The organism is uncultured Roseobacter sp. (assembly GCF_947496515.1).
Taxonomy (GTDB): domain Bacteria; phylum Pseudomonadota; class Alphaproteobacteria; order Rhodobacterales; family Rhodobacteraceae; genus Roseobacter.
Genome location: NZ_CANMDB010000012.1, coordinates 33,765 through 48,889 on the forward strand (window position 1 = coordinate 33,765; position 15,125 = coordinate 48,889).

9 protein-coding genes, 1 pseudogene and 1 other annotated feature are annotated in these 15,125 nt (G+C 54.6%); of the genes and pseudogenes, 3 read left to right on the forward strand and 7 right to left on the reverse strand.

Annotated features, from left to right (window positions below; all coding sequences use genetic code 11):
• Nucleotides 1-173 precede the first annotated feature (173 nt).
• Nucleotides 174-1,300 (reverse strand): IS3 family transposase gene (locus tag Q1A53_RS18400; RefSeq protein WP_299969234.1). Its coding sequence is split into 2 segments (ribosomal slippage): nucleotides 174-1,036 and nucleotides 1,036-1,300, totalling 1,128 coding nucleotides; the frame shifts between segments, so codons are not numbered across the junction.
• A gap of 809 nt (nucleotides 1,301-2,109) precedes the next feature.
• On the opposite strand from Q1A53_RS18400, the pseudogene Q1A53_RS18405 reads away from it, so the two are divergent.
• Both Q1A53_RS18405 and Q1A53_RS18410 read left to right on the forward strand, forming a co-directional pair.
• Nucleotides 2,110-3,379: pseudogene (locus Q1A53_RS18405) on the forward strand (IS3 family transposase).
• Nucleotides 2,433-2,551 (forward strand) — a sequence feature (AL1L pseudoknot). (Overlaps the previous pseudogene by 119 nt.)
• Nucleotides 3,380-3,513: 134 nt before the next feature.
• A complete protein-coding gene (locus tag Q1A53_RS18410; protein ID WP_299969236.1) occupies nucleotides 3,514-4,152 on the forward strand; it encodes a tetratricopeptide repeat protein in 639 nt (212 codons plus the stop codon).
• A gap of 55 nt (nucleotides 4,153-4,207) precedes the next feature.
• On the opposite strand, the gene Q1A53_RS18415 is transcribed toward Q1A53_RS18410, so the two are convergent.
• The 6 genes from Q1A53_RS18415 to Q1A53_RS18440 all read right to left on the reverse strand — a co-directional run bounded on the left by Q1A53_RS18415 (nucleotide 4,208) and on the right by Q1A53_RS18440 (nucleotide 13,583).
• Nucleotides 4,208-6,886 carry a hypothetical protein gene (locus Q1A53_RS18415; protein WP_299969238.1) on the reverse strand — a complete coding sequence of 893 codons (2,679 nt, stop codon included), beginning with the start codon at nucleotides 6,884-6,886 and terminating at the stop codon, nucleotides 4,208-4,210.
• A 761-nt stretch (nucleotides 6,887-7,647) separates the two neighbouring features.
• Nucleotides 7,648-8,370, reverse strand: coding sequence for an IS110 family transposase (locus Q1A53_RS23440; protein ID WP_366872905.1), 723 nt, complete (start codon nucleotides 8,368-8,370; stop codon nucleotides 7,648-7,650).
• A gap of 21 nt (nucleotides 8,371-8,391) precedes the next feature.
• Nucleotides 8,392-9,054, reverse strand: coding sequence for an IS6 family transposase (locus tag Q1A53_RS18425; protein ID WP_299969242.1), 663 nt, complete (start codon nucleotides 9,052-9,054; stop codon nucleotides 8,392-8,394).
• A 484-nt stretch (nucleotides 9,055-9,538) separates the two neighbouring features.
• Nucleotides 9,539-11,527 (reverse strand): ABC transporter permease subunit, encoded by a 1,989-nt coding sequence (locus tag Q1A53_RS18430; RefSeq protein WP_299969244.1) that lies wholly within the window; start codon nucleotides 11,525-11,527, stop codon nucleotides 9,539-9,541.
• Nucleotides 11,527-12,543, reverse strand: a complete 1,017-nt coding sequence (locus Q1A53_RS18435; RefSeq protein WP_299969246.1) for a betaine/proline/choline family ABC transporter ATP-binding protein — start codon at nucleotides 12,541-12,543, stop codon at nucleotides 11,527-11,529. The genes Q1A53_RS18430 and Q1A53_RS18435 overlap by 1 nt, the downstream gene beginning before the upstream one ends.
• 98 nt (nucleotides 12,544-12,641) lie before the next feature.
• Nucleotides 12,642-13,583, reverse strand: coding sequence for an ABC transporter substrate-binding protein (locus Q1A53_RS18440; RefSeq protein WP_299969248.1), 942 nt, complete (start codon nucleotides 13,581-13,583; stop codon nucleotides 12,642-12,644).
• Between the two features lie 286 nt (nucleotides 13,584-13,869).
• On the opposite strand from Q1A53_RS18440, the gene Q1A53_RS18445 reads away from it, so the two are divergent.
• Entirely contained in the window at nucleotides 13,870-15,120 is a 1,251-nt protein-coding gene (locus Q1A53_RS18445; protein ID WP_299969250.1) for a sarcosine oxidase subunit beta family protein, read from the forward strand.
• The last annotated feature ends 5 nt before the right edge of the window (nucleotides 15,121-15,125 follow it).

Consider the following 15,125-nt stretch of genomic DNA (forward strand, 5'->3'; position numbering starts at 1 on the left):
TGGATTCCCAGACTTTTAGCAGACTTACGATCAGGGACCTGGGGGAAATGACCGACGAGGAACTCGGCATAGTCAAGGACTTTGGCAAAGGAGTTCAAGCGAGTATCGATGGCAATAGGTTGAAAGGTGGAATTGATGCTGGCGTGCCCCCATCGGGTGGTCCGGTTTGATTGTTAGTGCATCGTTGGTCTCTGGTCCATTGGAACGATGCTTTCCGGCGCTGGCGGTCGATAGCCCAGTGCGCTATGCGGCCTGACGGTGTTGTAGTGGATGCGCCATTGCTCGATCAGGATTTGGGCTTCTCGTATGCTATAGAATAGCTCTCCGTTGAGGAGCTCATCCCTGAACCGGGCGTTGAAGCTTTCGCAGTATCCATTTTCCCAGGGTGATCCTGGCTCGATGTAAGCGGTCTTGGCACCGACGGCAGCGATCCAATCCCTTACCTTCTGCGCAACAAACTCGGGGCCGTTGTCGGACCTGATGTACTCAGGCGGGCCTCGCAGGATGAACAGGTCTGTCAGAGCATCCAGCACATCGGTTGAGTTGAGTTTGCGATCGACGCGGATCATGAGCGCCTCCCTAGTGTATTCGTCGATGATGTTCAGTGTTCGATAGACCCGCCCGTCAGCAGTTCGATCCTGGACGAAGTCGTAGCTCCAGACATGGTTCGGACGTTCCGGCCTGAGGCGGACGCATGACCCGTCGTTCAGCCAGAGCCGTCCTTTCTTCTTCTGTTTTTGCGGCACCTTAAGCCCTTCACTCCGCCAGATGCGTTCGACCCGCTTGTGGTTCACACACCAACCCGCGTTGTTCAGCAAACCCGTCACCATACGGTACCCGTAGCGCCCATACTGATCAGCCAGTTCGATGATGTCGTCGGTGAGGCGCTTCTCATCGGCCCGACCTCGCGGCACCTTGCGCTGTGTGGAGCGATGCTGCCCAAGCGTGCGGCAGGCGCGGCGTTCAGATACGCCAAGCTCCTGCCGCACATGGTCGATGCATTTCCGGCGACGTGAAGGGCTCAGAAGTTTCCCTTCGCCGCTTCCGTCAAGATCAGCTTGTCCAGCGTCAGGTCTGACACCGCCCGCCGCAGCCGCTGGTTCTCCTTCTCCAGCTCTTTCAGTCGCGCGAGCTGAGATCGCTGCATCCCGCCATAGAGCTTGCGCCATCGATAAAATGTCTGCTGCGTCACGCCGATCTGGCGCACCGCCTCAGCTATCGTCGCCCCTTGTCCTTGCAGAACTTCAACTTGCCGAAGCTTCGATACAATATCTTCGGGCTTCTCTCGTTTTCCAGCCATCGCTGATCCTCCAATTTGAGGGATAACCTATCCCAGTTGGTGGACCACTTTCAGGGGGCTACTCCATTTTGCCAGTAGCAATCGCAGCGCAACAAGATCTTATCACAGGCAGGATTACGGCTGAGACTTGGGGAGTGACAAGCAACAACAGAACAATCAATTCGCTACGGTCGGTTGCCGGATTGTCGTTGGACTTGGCCGCCGTGCAGAAGTCAATTACGGCGATGAGCGTTGTTGAAGCGCTTATTGAAGACCCCAATACTGAGCTTACGCCTCACAGCTTCGCACTAGTCGAAAGCGAGCCGGGATCTTGCACACCTTGAGAAGCTTTTTTTGACGGGCTTGTCACCGTTTGCGTCGACACAGTTCTTCACCTCCCAGAGTCTGTCGATTTACTGGCAGGGAGGATGCAACGGAGGGCGGCCTTAGCCAACTGAGCCGACGCGGTGTTATACACCGCATATCTTGCGCGTAGCGTAACGTCGGAACGGTTGAAGCTTTGTCATACCAGCTGAACTGTTTATTGATTTCGAAACTAGCCATTCTTCCTGCGGAAACCGTCATTATGTTAGTGAAGTCCTGCGCATTTCTTTGCATCGGATGAGTGCATTGCTTCGCAAACTCTGTTCGCCTGTGGTCAAAATTGGTTCAGAAGAACGGACATGAAAACTCAACGCACTCTTGAGAAGATTTCGGATATGGGTGACCGAAAGGTGATCCCTCAAGGTATCATCGACGAAGGCCGTATCTTCGTTTTGAACCGCGCCGGGTTTGCCTAAGGCTCCAACTCATGAGTAGGATGGAGCATCATGACCAAGACAACAAACAAGTATTCCCCAGAAGTTCGCGAACGCGCTGTGCGGATGGTATTGGATGGCGCAGGGCAGCATGAGAGCCGATGGGCGGCGATTGTGTCGATTTCCTCGAAGATTGGCTGTGCACCGCAAACGCTGAACGAATGGGTCAAGAAGGTTGAGGTTGATGCCGGTCAACGCGGCGGCATCACGACCGAACAGGCCGATAAGATGAAGGCCTTGGAGCGCGAAGTCCGCGAACTGAAGCAGGCCAATGAGATGCTTCGCAAGGCGTCGGCATATTTTGCCCCCGCTCTCGGCAGATTTGCTTTGCAAATCGCCTGCCGCGCAATGGGACGGAGCTCGACCGCCCACTGAAACGATGATCCAGTTCATAGAAGATCACCGGGATGATCATGGGGTCGAGCCAATCTGCCGCGTCCTGCCGATTGCCCCAGCCACGTTCTATGACCATTTGGCCAAGCGCGCCTACCCCTCACGCCTTGCGGATCGGACCAAGCGTGACGAGGAGCTGAAGCCGGAGATCGAGCGTGTCTTTGAGGAAAACCTCAGCGTCTATGGTGTTCGGAAGGTCTGGCATCAAATGCGTCGAGAAGGCTTTGATATTGCTCGCTGCACCGTTGCACGCTTGATGAAGGATTTGGGCCTTGAGGGTGTCGTGCGCGGCAAGAAACCGAAGACAACGATCCCGGACAAGGCGCTGCAGTGCCCACTGGACAAGGTGAACCGCCAATTCCATGCGCCCGCGCCAAACGTACTCTGGGTCAGCGACTTCACATATATCGCGACCTGGCAGGGGTTTGTGTATGTTGCCTTCGTCATTGACGTCTTTGCCCGACGCATTGTCAGGTGGCGCGTTAGTCGCACGGCTTCTGCCGGATTTGTTCTAGATGCTTTGGAGCAAGCCATTCATCAACGCAGACCGGCCTAGGATCAACTGGTGCACCACTCGGATCGCGGGTCGCAATATCCATCGATCAAATACACCGAACGGCTCGCAGAGGCGAAGATTGCCCCGTCAGTCGGCAGCGTTGGGGACTCTTATGACAACGCCCTCGCAGAAACGATCAATGGCCTGTTCAAAGCCCAGGTCATCCGCCGGCGTGGGCCATGGCGCAGCTTCGATGCCGTCGAATACGCAACATTGGAATGGGTCGATTGGTTCAACAACCGCCGCCTGCTGGAACCCATCGGGAATATCCCGCCAGCCGAAGCAGAAGCAAACTTCTACGCAGCTCTGGAAAGATCAGACATCGCCGTGTAACTAAGACAAATCAGCCTCCGGCAAACCCGGCGCGGTTCATTTTCTGGTCCTACGCTTTTCAATAGATGTTCTAGATTGACAGGTTGGAGTGGCAGCGGGCAACTTGTATTCACATATTTCTTGGGGACTAGCAGATGCATCAACTGACGCCGATCCGAACTTACTCCGCGATACTTACCGCATTTTTTGTAGGCCTTGGCGCTTATGCGTCTGCGAATAACCAAGATGGCCTTGCTCGATCAGTTATACAAGTTGATCTCAAGTCGCTCAAAAAAGGAGCGTGGGACAAACTCTATGGCGGGGAGTGGAGTCAAGCCATAGATGATTTTACTGAGGCCATACGTTACGATCCGGACGATTGGGGATCATACCGTGGTCGTTACACTACCTATGGGATTGTCGGGGAATGGGAGAAAGCACTACACGACGCAAACAAAGCAATCGAGCTCAATCCGGACCACATGAATTCTTTTACGGAGCGAGCACATATTCTCCAAAAGTTGGGCGAGTTCGATCGCGCGCTTTCCGATCTCAACGAGGCCGTAAGTCGCTTCCCAGAGTGGTCTGACGTATATTCGCAAAGGGCCAGGGTATTAATTGAATTAGAAAAATGTACCTTAGCTTTGGAGAACGCCAAAGAAGCAAGCCGTCTTGACCCACGTGATGACCACAGTAACCGACTTGTTGCGGAATTGGTAGCCGCGGGCCCAAAGTGTGGGGCATTAGCGGAAGGCGAGGGAACTGCTCGTAACAAAAATGACTTCAAGCCATAGACTTGATCTGTTTTTGCTGAAAGCGTTTGGGCTCTAAAGCAGAGTACTATTCTGATCATTCAAGCTTAAGGCCATAGCCTTGGACACTCACGCTCTTATTCATTGGGTCAAATATGTACATGGGAAGCCTGATTTTCTGCCCATTGCTGCCAACAAATTCAATTAAATGGAAAATCCGTGTTTCCGACTCATTTGGCTCCAAAACAATGCAGCCCGGTTCTTGGTCCGAAACACATACGGAGCTTGGCAATTTTCCGAGGTTGAAGCTAGGATTTACGCTTGCTAGATCATTATCCAAAAGTTTCCTTGCGGATGCCAGGTTCCCTTTCAAGCGATCCTTATTCCGCGTCACTGGCATCAAAAAATCTAATAATACCGCGCGAACCGCTACAGCAGATGCCGCTGTCATTGCACTAGTTCGGGCGTCGAGTGCCATCTTCAAGTTAAGGGCCCGGTCGACCTCAGTGATTCTTGAGACAGCGACTCTATTTTTCTTTATTTCATATTGGGCAGTTAGGTAGTGAAGCCGAAGTTGAAAGTTAGCGATTTCGCTCCGAAGCATCCTGATTTTCTCAATTAGATTAGGATTTTGTAAATTGGCTGCAGAGTCGGCTTCCAAAGTGTTGAAGCTATCCTGAAGATTGAGAGTACTCTGCCCGAGTGCACCGGCAGACGCTAAATTTAATCCGCCCGAACCGTACAACGACGTAATCGATCCGATAAGGCTTGCCGCATTTTCTATTACCTTTCCGGCGTTCTTTATCCAATTTTCAGTCGACGCTAATTCATTGTTTTGTTCTATCTGTGAGTAGATTTCTGCAATTAGGTCTTCTAATTTTTTCGTATCTAAAAGAATTTTGGCTTCCGAAATATCAAAATTCTCCCGCTCGATCTCCTGCTGTATGCCGGTTGCTACATCCTTGATGTTCTTCAATTCAACCAGGTTTCCAATACTTAACTCTTGTATTCTATCTAATCTATTTATGATATCCCAATCTGACCTCATATCCCGCAAGGCTCCTCCGACATTGTAGAAGTAATTGCGAAGCAATAGGGCATTTATTCCACCAGGTCGTCCCAACCCGTCAGTGAGTGAAGTTCCTGGAGGTAGCTGATGCGGTTCTAACATCTTCAATGAAGCTTGCAGATTGGGACTGCTCGCACGATCATGTGCAGATTGGATATCAAGGTCATCAAGGTAGTAAGGAAGCGCAACTTCTCCCCCAACAGGTTCACCGGAGACAAGAGCTCCTTCGATTGCATCTAGAATTCCGAGCTCAGCCTGTCGAACGAAGTCGAGAAGCGTTGAGGCAACAGCATCCTGAAAAAGCAGATAGCCGGGGTCCGAGCGCAGCTCAGGATGTCTTAGAAAGAAATCATAGTCTAACAGTCGTTTATTGTCCAAATTGATGACTTTAAGAAGGAAATCAAAAAACTCGGATGTTCCAAAAGATTTGAGTTCCACTGGGTGCTCAAACATTGTTGCCGTCTCAGTCTTATTGCCCAACAGAGTTCTCACTTCTTTGAGCGACTTATCCGCTAAGGGCGGGAAAAAGTCACAAATAGATCCGGTCGCTTTGTTTGGAATATTGTTGGGAGCATATCCAGCGGGTCGGGGTGTTCGAAACACTTGGTGTGAAAAAGCTGTTCCCGTCCAAATAGTCTTGAACGCTGGCAGCCCTTGTTGAGCCGAATAGTAGAGCTGATCAGGTACAAATTTATTGGCTGGCGCGAACCCATCTGCCTTCGTAAACACGCGAATCTCGCCTGGACTGCCTCCCAGGCTTCCTGATCCGGGAAAACCCGTACTTTCCCAGTGACGTTTGTGAAGATAGCAACTTGCGCTAAACTTTGCACCTGTTGGAGGCCCTGGCATACAACGCGCGGACGCACCTGGTCCGCCCCTGCCTCCCGTGAGGCCGTTTGCATTAAGTAAATAGGGATATTGCGGTTCTGCAAGATGGGTGCGGCAACTTGTGTTTTCGTCGTATTCGAATCCGAGCGGCAGAGTTTCTCTTATTCCCGCGGCATAAACTGTAATGTTGCCAGAACTTAGTACTTGAGAAATAGGCAAGTTGTCCTGATTTAGTATTGGAGCATCTTTTCCATTAGTTGATGGTATGTACTCTTTTGATAGGGAAAATGTTACATTCGATGGAACTTGACCATCAGGCATTCGAGGGACCAGGAGATTTAGGTTGTCCGACGACAAGATAGTGTTGTCGGGCCCGTGCGCGTAATATTGATGGAATGATTGGGCAAGCATCTCCTGGCCATAAGTTCCGCCGTCGCACATCACTGAATGCTTTGACAAACCGTGCTGATCGCGGGCACCTTGAATGTGTCCTCCGCCAGCTTGGAGAGCATCGAACTGTGCTATGTTAGTGTAAATCCTCGTGTCTATTGGGGACTCTAAGTGTAACTCCCCTGCAAAAATCAAGACGTCTCCACCGTTCGTGTATATTGGCTTGTCGACCTTGATTGTGTCGCCAAAGCAAACGAAATCTCTCTTTCTAATGTGCGAGTATTGATAGTGCTTCGAAGAAATACGCGCATCAGTCGGCTTGCGATACAGGAAAGTGCACCCCCGAGGAGCATCAGAGGGTAAGTAGAACTCGGAAAACTTGTGTATTTCGCTATTTTTGTAGTCACACAGTGCATTTGCGGAAGAGTTGTAACCTATTATTCCGAGCGAGATAAGAATGGGAAGCGCTCGCCGTTTCGAACTTAACATCAGAATTTCACCCTTTGCCGTCGACGGATAGTTGGCCGGCAGGTGTTTAATATGATCTAATTCCCCACCCGCTTCTTACATAAATGCCACGTGATCCGCGCCCAAGCAAGGCGGCATCCAAAACTACTTCGTATGCATTCTCATCATTGCTAAATTTCGTAACATTGAATAAACTATGCTCGGCGCGACCTCATGCTAGCGCAGCAACACTCACGCAGAAGGCTAACGAGGACCGGCCACCCTCAATAGCTTGGCACCTATGAGGTTGCCCGTGATCAGTCCCACCTGAGTGGTCCTGTTTTATTATTAGTGCAAGATTGTCTGTGCATCTACATCGATGACGTCCCGGTCAATCAGAACCGGACATGCCTGGACAAGCAATAAAGGTTTGCAAAGTCCCGCGTCTCGGCGGTCAGATCAGGTTGCCGTGATAAAGCGAGTCCAGGTTGGGTCATCTTGACGCCGCTGAACGTCCTCTGTGGATGTATATGGACCCCGCCTTATTGCAACGGTTTGTTTGGTCTGGTTCAGGATCACGGTTGCTGACGTATATCCGGCTTCTGTGAGCGGCCCAACATATTGTCACCGCGAGCCCCGATGGATTTCCGCTTGCTTCCCCCTCCTTGGCTCCAAGGCATCAGCGTAGCTGCGCCGATCCACAGACCAGGTTCAAGAAGCAACGGTTCGTGTCGTTGTCACCATCCCATGCCAAGTTGCTGCAATACTCCGGTATCCTTCAGTTTTTGTGTTACTGTATCACCTTAACCGGACAAGGCCGGTTGGTAATTGGTGCGACCGGACAGAACCGCCAAAACGATCCTGGCATTTTTATTGGCGAGCGCGACGGCCACTACATTGGGGTGTCGCCTATCGCGCATCCGTTCGATCCACAAGCTTCTCGCATCTGTTTTGCCAGCTGTTTTCCGAAGAACAGCACGAGCACCATGGATCAACAGGGTACGCAGGTATCGGTCTCCGCGTTTGCTGATCCCGAACAGGCGGGATCTACCACCACTGGAGCGCTGTTTGGGAACGAGCCCAAGCCAGGCCGCAAATTGCCGTCCGTTCTTGAAGCAGGTACGGTCACCGACCGCGGCTATAAGCGCCGTCGCCGTGATTGGCCCGATCCCTTCGATTTTGCCAATACGCTGGCACAACTCGTTGGACCGAAAAAGGTCTCGGATACGCTTTGTGTAAGCTGCAATGCGCTGATCCAATTCATTGAGTTCTTCACGCACGTCGCGGACCAGTTCGACGAGCAGCGCGCCCAGCATGTGATCAACGCCGTCGGTAATCTGCGACAATGCACGCCGGATCCTTGAGATGTCTCGGGCGACGACCAGGCCGTGCTCAGCCAACAGCCCCCGGATTTGCTTCACCAACCTGGTCCGATCCGACACCAATCTTTGACGGATTCTATGAACGGCCTGGATCTCAAGCTGTTCCACAGACGGTGTTGTCACGTTAACTGCGCCGGGCCGCACGAAGACGATATCGTTTGTCGTTCAGGCGATGCCCGCAGCCACTTTCCATGCGTCGAGAGCTTCCATGCGGTGATATCTGATCTGAAGTGCGCAACGGCGGCGGGCGGGAACGGAGCAGCGGTTTCGAACGGCTGAATGGCAAGACACATAGCGTTGCAAGCTTCCCGGAGATCGAAATCCCTGCATGCACCGCTCTCGCTTTCGGAACGGCAAGTGGCTGTTTTCTGCGCGGTTGTTCAGTCCTTTGTGTGACCGGTGTTTGAGGCTGGGCACCAGCTGGCGTTTCGCTGCACCGTACGATCTCAGTTTGTCCGTCACGATCCGCCGGGGAAGTCCGTGGCGCTTGATCAGTGACTTCAAAAGCTGTTTCGCGGCACGTTTGTCACGCCTCGATTGCAGGATTTCATCCAGAACCATCCCATCCTGATCCACAGCCCGCCAGAGCCAGAACGCGCGACCAGAAATCTCTACCCGGACTTCCTCCAGATGCCAAATGTCGCTGGGTTTCGCCTGGCGGCGGCGCAGATTTCGGGCGATGTCGGGACCAAACTTCACCATCCAGCGTCTGACGGTCTCGTATGAGAAGTCGATCCCGCGCTCCAACAAAATTTCCTCGATCTCGCGCAGGCTCAGATTGAAACGGACGTAGAGCCAGACCGCGTGTGTCACTTGGCACTTAAACATAAGAATGCGGGAGTTTTGGCGCAGATTGGCAGTTAAAAGTGAGACTACTGTGATAACATATCATTTAAAATCAATAGTTTGAGTAGTATTAGGGAGAGTTGGCAATCTCAAATAATGTGGCAAAATACAGGGTCAATTCTCAAATTAACTGCCCAGTCTCAAATTTAGTGTCGGCGTAAGCCAATGAAATAATTGAACGGACAGTCTCAGGTTTAAGTGCCAAGTGACACTTCAGGGAAGCGGCCATTCGCTGCAGGTGCAAAAAAGCGGGATCAAAATTGAAAGCGGACATTCTGGCCCCACTATTTTATATCCGAACCGCTTATCGATCAGGTCGATACCTCACAATCAAACACGCAAAATACCTTCGATACAGGATGAAAATGGCTCGTAACCAAGAGGTAATTGCGCATGCACGTGTCGCATGAACTGAGATGACCTACTCTGCTGCACACCGGTCGGGACCCCTTGAAAGTCCATTGTTTCAGTCTGGCAAACCCAATGCTTTCTTGCGCTCGGTTGCCCACTTCATGATCGTCAGATCGAAGGTGAGCGCCATCAGGGACACACAGATGCCCAACACGAAATTCTTGCCCAGATCGGTGCCTGCGAGTGTGCGCTGCAACTCCTGACCCAAATCCTGCGTGCCGATGAAGGCGGCGATGATGACCATGAAGAAGGCGAACATGATGGCCTGGTTGAACCCGACCGCCATCGTCGGCAACGCCAGCGGAAGCTGCACTTTCATCAGCTTTTGCATCCGGGTTGCTCCGGCCATGTCGGCGGCTTCGGTCATTTCAGGCGGCACCGTGCGCAACCCTTCGATTGTGTAGCGCGTCAGGGGCACCATCGCGAAAATCAGGATCGACATGACCACCGACGTCGCCGTGATGCCGAACAACATGATTGCGGGGATTAGGTAAATGAAGCTGGGGAATGTCTGTGCCGTATCGCAGGCCAGCAAGACCCTTTGCGACCACTTTTCGGACCGTGCCGCCGTGATGCCGAGGGGCACGCCGATCAACAAGGCCAGCGTCACTGCAGAGATCACCGAATAGAGCGTGATCACCGACCGGTCCCACCATCCCGACAGCGCCACGAGACCAAAGAAGATCGCAGCGTAGATCGCAGGGCGTCCGCCCCCCAGTGACAGCGCAAAGGCCACGACGAGCAAGATAAACGCGGGGGTCGGGATTGACAGCAGAAAGTCGCGGAAGGGGTTCAGGATCCACACATTCAGCACATAGCGGATGGCCTGCGTCGTGTTCTGCACCGGATCGAGGGCGAGAAATCCCTTGATCAGCGTGTCGATTTCCTTGCCTTGGCTGAAATTCTGCTTGCGCCCGATCTCGGCAAAAACCTGCACGAACTGTGCGGCAATACAGAAGAAGACAAAGACACCGATGCACATCAGTAGCACGATATGCTTGCGCCACCACGGCGTGCCGCGCTCGAAATGGACAGGTTGTCTGACAACCCACGCTTTCGACATCCGGTCGAGCGTCACGGCGAGCAACACGATGGTGACGCCGATTTCGAAGGAGCGGCCCAGTTTGAAACTGCCCATCATCGCCAGCAGTTTCGCCCCGAGGCCGGGCATACCGATAAAGGCGGTCAGAACCACCATCGCCAGACACAGCATGATGACCTGGTTCACACCGACTAGGATCTCGGTTCGCGCCGACGGCAGATAGACATGGCGCAACAGCTGCCATTTGGTGCAGCCGCTCATGTTGCCCGCTTCGACCACTTCGGACGGCACCTTTTGCAGGCCCAGTGTCGTCATCAGGATCATCGGCGGGATGGCATAGATGGTTGTTGCCACGGCCCCGGCAGTGGGGCCGACCTTGAAGAAGATGACGGCGGGTAGCAGGTAGGTGAAAAACGGCAGCGTCTGCAACACGGACAGGATCGGTTTGATGGCCCGGTTCACGGCCGCGTATTTCCACGCAAGGATGCCCAAGCCCAAGCCGATAAAGAATGCTAGCGGGGCGGCGACCATAAGCACGGACATAGTTTCCATGGCGATGGTCCACTGGCCAATCAGCGCCGTCCAGATGAACGTGCCCGCCCCCAACAGCGCCATACGCCAGCCGCCAAGGTGATACCCGACCACCGCAGCAACCCCGGCAACGGCTGTCCACGGGATCGGGCCGATAAAGGGCCAGCGTCGTTTGCCGAACATCAGGTTGGCGGTGATATCAAGCAGCCATTCAAGCCCTTCAGTCAGGGTGCGCGTCAGCGTCAACAACCCCAGATCGTCCTTCACGAAGTTAAAGAACACATCCAGCCATGCCGCGAAGGGCGGAATCATGGCCTCGGGGATGCGGTGAAGGCTGTCGGGCAACAGCCCACCATAGCGCAACGTGGTCAGCACCACCGCAACGAGCAAAAGCACGGACGCCCATTTGCTACGCGACCACTGCGCGGGGCTGGTTGTGTCAGCTTTGAGATCGCTGGTGATATCGGCCATTAGCTGGCCTCCAGCAGAATTTCCAGTGCGGCAGCACGGTCCATGCCACCAATCACCTTGCTGCTTTGGGCAACGGGAATGACGGCGCGCGCGTCCTGTACCAGCAATCGGGCCAGGTCCTGCACAGAGGCCGACGCCTCGACCGGTTCGCCTTCGCCCATGACCTGCCCTTGCGCGAGCACACCGGCACGCACGACGCGGGCCTTGTCAATTTCTTCGGTGAACTTGCGCACATATTCGGTGGCCGGGTTCAACACGATCTGGTCAGGCGTGTCGCATTGTTCGACCGCGCCGTCCTTCATGATGGCGATCCGGTCGGCAAGGCGCAGGGCCTCGTCAAAATCGTGGGTGATGAAAACGATGGTTTTGCCAAGCATGCCCTGAAGGCGCAGGAACTCGTCCTGCATCTCGCGCCGGATCAGCGGGTCAAGCGCCGAAAACGGCTCGTCCAGAAACCAGATGTCAGGCTCGATGGCGAGGCTGCGGGCGATGCCGACGCGTTGCTGTTGCCCGCCGGACAACTCTCGGGGGAAGTACTCTTCGCGCCCTTCAAGCCCGACAAGTTTGACCACCTCAAGCGCGCGTTCGCGCCGAGCGTGTTTGTCCTGCCCCCGCATTTCCAGCGGGAAGGCGACGTTTTCCAGCACCGTGCGGTGGGGCAGCAGACCAAAGGACTGGAACACCATGCCCATCTTGTTGCGGCGCAGCTCGATCAGTTCTTTTTCGGACAAGGACATCAGGTCCTGCCCCTCGACCGTGATCGTCCCGCCGGTGATGTCATGCAACCGAGAGAAACAGCGCACCAGCGTCGACTTGCCGGAGCCGGACAGGCCCATGATCACCAGCATCTCGCCGCGGGTCACATCAATGGACACATCCTTGACGCCCGCGATATAGCCGTCTGCTCGAATGTCATCAAAGCTGAGCCCGGCGGGCATCGATCTGAGGTACTTCTTGGGATCAGCGCCAAAGATTTTCCACGCGTTCTTGCAGGAAATCACGGTCTCGGCTGTCATGGTATGCTCTCTCCTCACCGGTGCGGTCCCGGTGTTTAAAATGCCCGCCCGAAGTGTAACCCCGGACGGGCGAAAGTCTTAACAGATTTTGGGCGTCGTCAGGACGTCCAGCCCTGCCAGACATCTGGGTTCGCTTCGAGCCATTCGGCAGCCGCTTCTTCGGGCTCCAGTTCTTCGACATCAACCAGACGGGCCATTTCGGCGATCTGCGGGTTGGTGAAAGAGATTTTGGTCAGTACGTCATAGGCGCCGGGCCACTTGTCCTTCATCCCGTCCCACGCGGCCTTCTTGAGGTAGCCGTCAGCCGGGTTGCCACAGTCATAAAGCGCGTCGGGGTTGGGCCCAACGGCCGGGTCCTTGTCGCAGCCATCGACCCACTCGGGGAATTCGACGAACTCACCGGGCCAGACGGCTTCGGCAAAGTTGGGTGTCCAGTTGAACACGACGACCGGGCGCTTGTCGGCTTCGGCAGCACCGATTTCAGCCCAGAGTGCGGCGGCGGAGCCTGCGTTCACGACGACAAAGTCCATGCCAAGCGCTTCGACGCGTTCCTGACCATGCTTGAGCCAGTCGACAGGCCCATCCAGATAGCGGCCCTTGTCACCGGTTTCGGCGGTGGCGAACACGGCAGCGCATTCGTTCAGCGCTTCCCAGCTTGGCAGGCCGGGGCAGGCATCCTTGGTCCACATCGGATACCACCAGTCCTCGCGCGTGACCGCATCGTGGTCACCCGCATCGTGCAAGCCACCCTTTTCGAGGGCCGCGCGGAACGATGCGCCAAACGCACCTTCCCAGACTTCCATTTCCAGCGTCACATCGCCCAGACGGACCGATTCATACACGGCCTGACTATCGGTGGTGACGAATTCGACGTTGTTGCCCATCGATTCAAAGATCTGGCCGACCACGTGGCTCATCACGATCTGCGATGACCAGTTGTGGACCGGGATCACGATCGGATCACTGCTGTCTTCGGCGAGAAGTGTCATTGGCGCAAAGGCCAGAACACCCGCCGTCAGCGCTGTTGTAAACTTGTTCATTCATAGTCTCCCTAGTGGCGCGCGACTGTTTCGTCGCTTTTTGGATCACTGTTGGCCCCTGTTCTTGAACGGGATATCGAATCCCGGCCGGGTGCCTGTTTTTGGTGTCCCACACTCTTGCATCATTTTCCTATCAAGCAAGTTTTTTTCTTGTTGAGACGTGTTTGTGATCCACAGGGCGTGTCAAATTTCGACCATCATGTCCGATTTCAAAGCGGCAATGTCGGATATCAGTGGGATTCCAAACCAAAAATCCGCTTAAAATGGCACTCGGAGGTCCGATTTCATGCGATATTCTGGTTTCAAAGTCATAAAAGAGGCGTTGACTGGCCACAAAGGCTGGAAACCGGCGTGGCGTGATCCCGACCCGCAGCCCCATTATGACATCGTGATCATTGGCGGGGGCGGGCATGGCTTGGCCACCGCGCACTACCTTGCCTCGGTCTATGGCCAGCACAAGGTCGCGGTGATCGAAAAGGGATGGATCGGTGGCGGCAATGTCGGGCGCAACACCACGATCATTCGCTCGAACTATCTGTTGGACGGAAATGAACCGTTTTACGAATTCTCCCTCAAACTGTGGGAGGGGCTCGAGCAGGACCTGAACTACAACGCCATGGTGTCTCAGCGCGGCATCATGAACCTGATCCATTCCGATGCGCAGCGCGATGCCTTCATCCGGCGTGGCAACGCCATGATCCTGAACGGCGCGGATGCCGAATATCTGGATCTTGCGCAGATCAAAAAAGAATACCCCTTCCTCAATTTCGACGACGCACGTTTTCCCATCAAGGGCGGGCTGGCGCAGCGGCGCGGCGGCACCGTGCGCCATGATGCAGTCGCTTGGGGCTATGCCCGTGCTGCCGACAGTCGCGGCGTCGACATCATCCAGAATTGCCAGGTCACAGGCATTCGGATCGAGGACGGCAAGTGCCGTGGTGTCGAGACGTCGAAAGGGTTCATCGGGGCGGGCCGTGTGGGCTGCGCTGTCGCCGGCAACTCGAGCCGATTGATGGCTAAGGCCGGGATGCGCCTGCCCATTGAATCCCATGTTCTACAGGCCTTCGTCTCCGAAGGTCTTAAACCCGTGCTGCCGGGTGTCATCACCTTCGGTGCGGGCCATTTCTATGTCTCGCAATCCGACAAGGGCGGGTTGGTCTTTGGTGGTGATATCGACGGCTACAACTCCTACGCCCAACGCGGCAACCTGCCAGTGGTCGAGGACGTCTGCGAGGGCGGCATGGCCATCATGCCGATGATCGGGCGCGCGCGCCTGCTGCGGATGTGGGGCGGGATCATGGACATGAGCATGGACGGCTCGCCCATCATCGACCGCACCCATATTGATGGGCTCTATTTCAACGGCGGCTGGTGCTATGGCGGGTTCAAGGCCACGCCTGCCTCGGGCTATGCGTTTGCGCATCTGCTGGCGCGTGATGAACCGCACGAGACCGCAACCGCCTACCGTTTTGATCGGTTCCGCACCGGACACATGATTGACGAAAAAGGGATGGGCAATCAGCCCAATCTGCACTGAGGGGC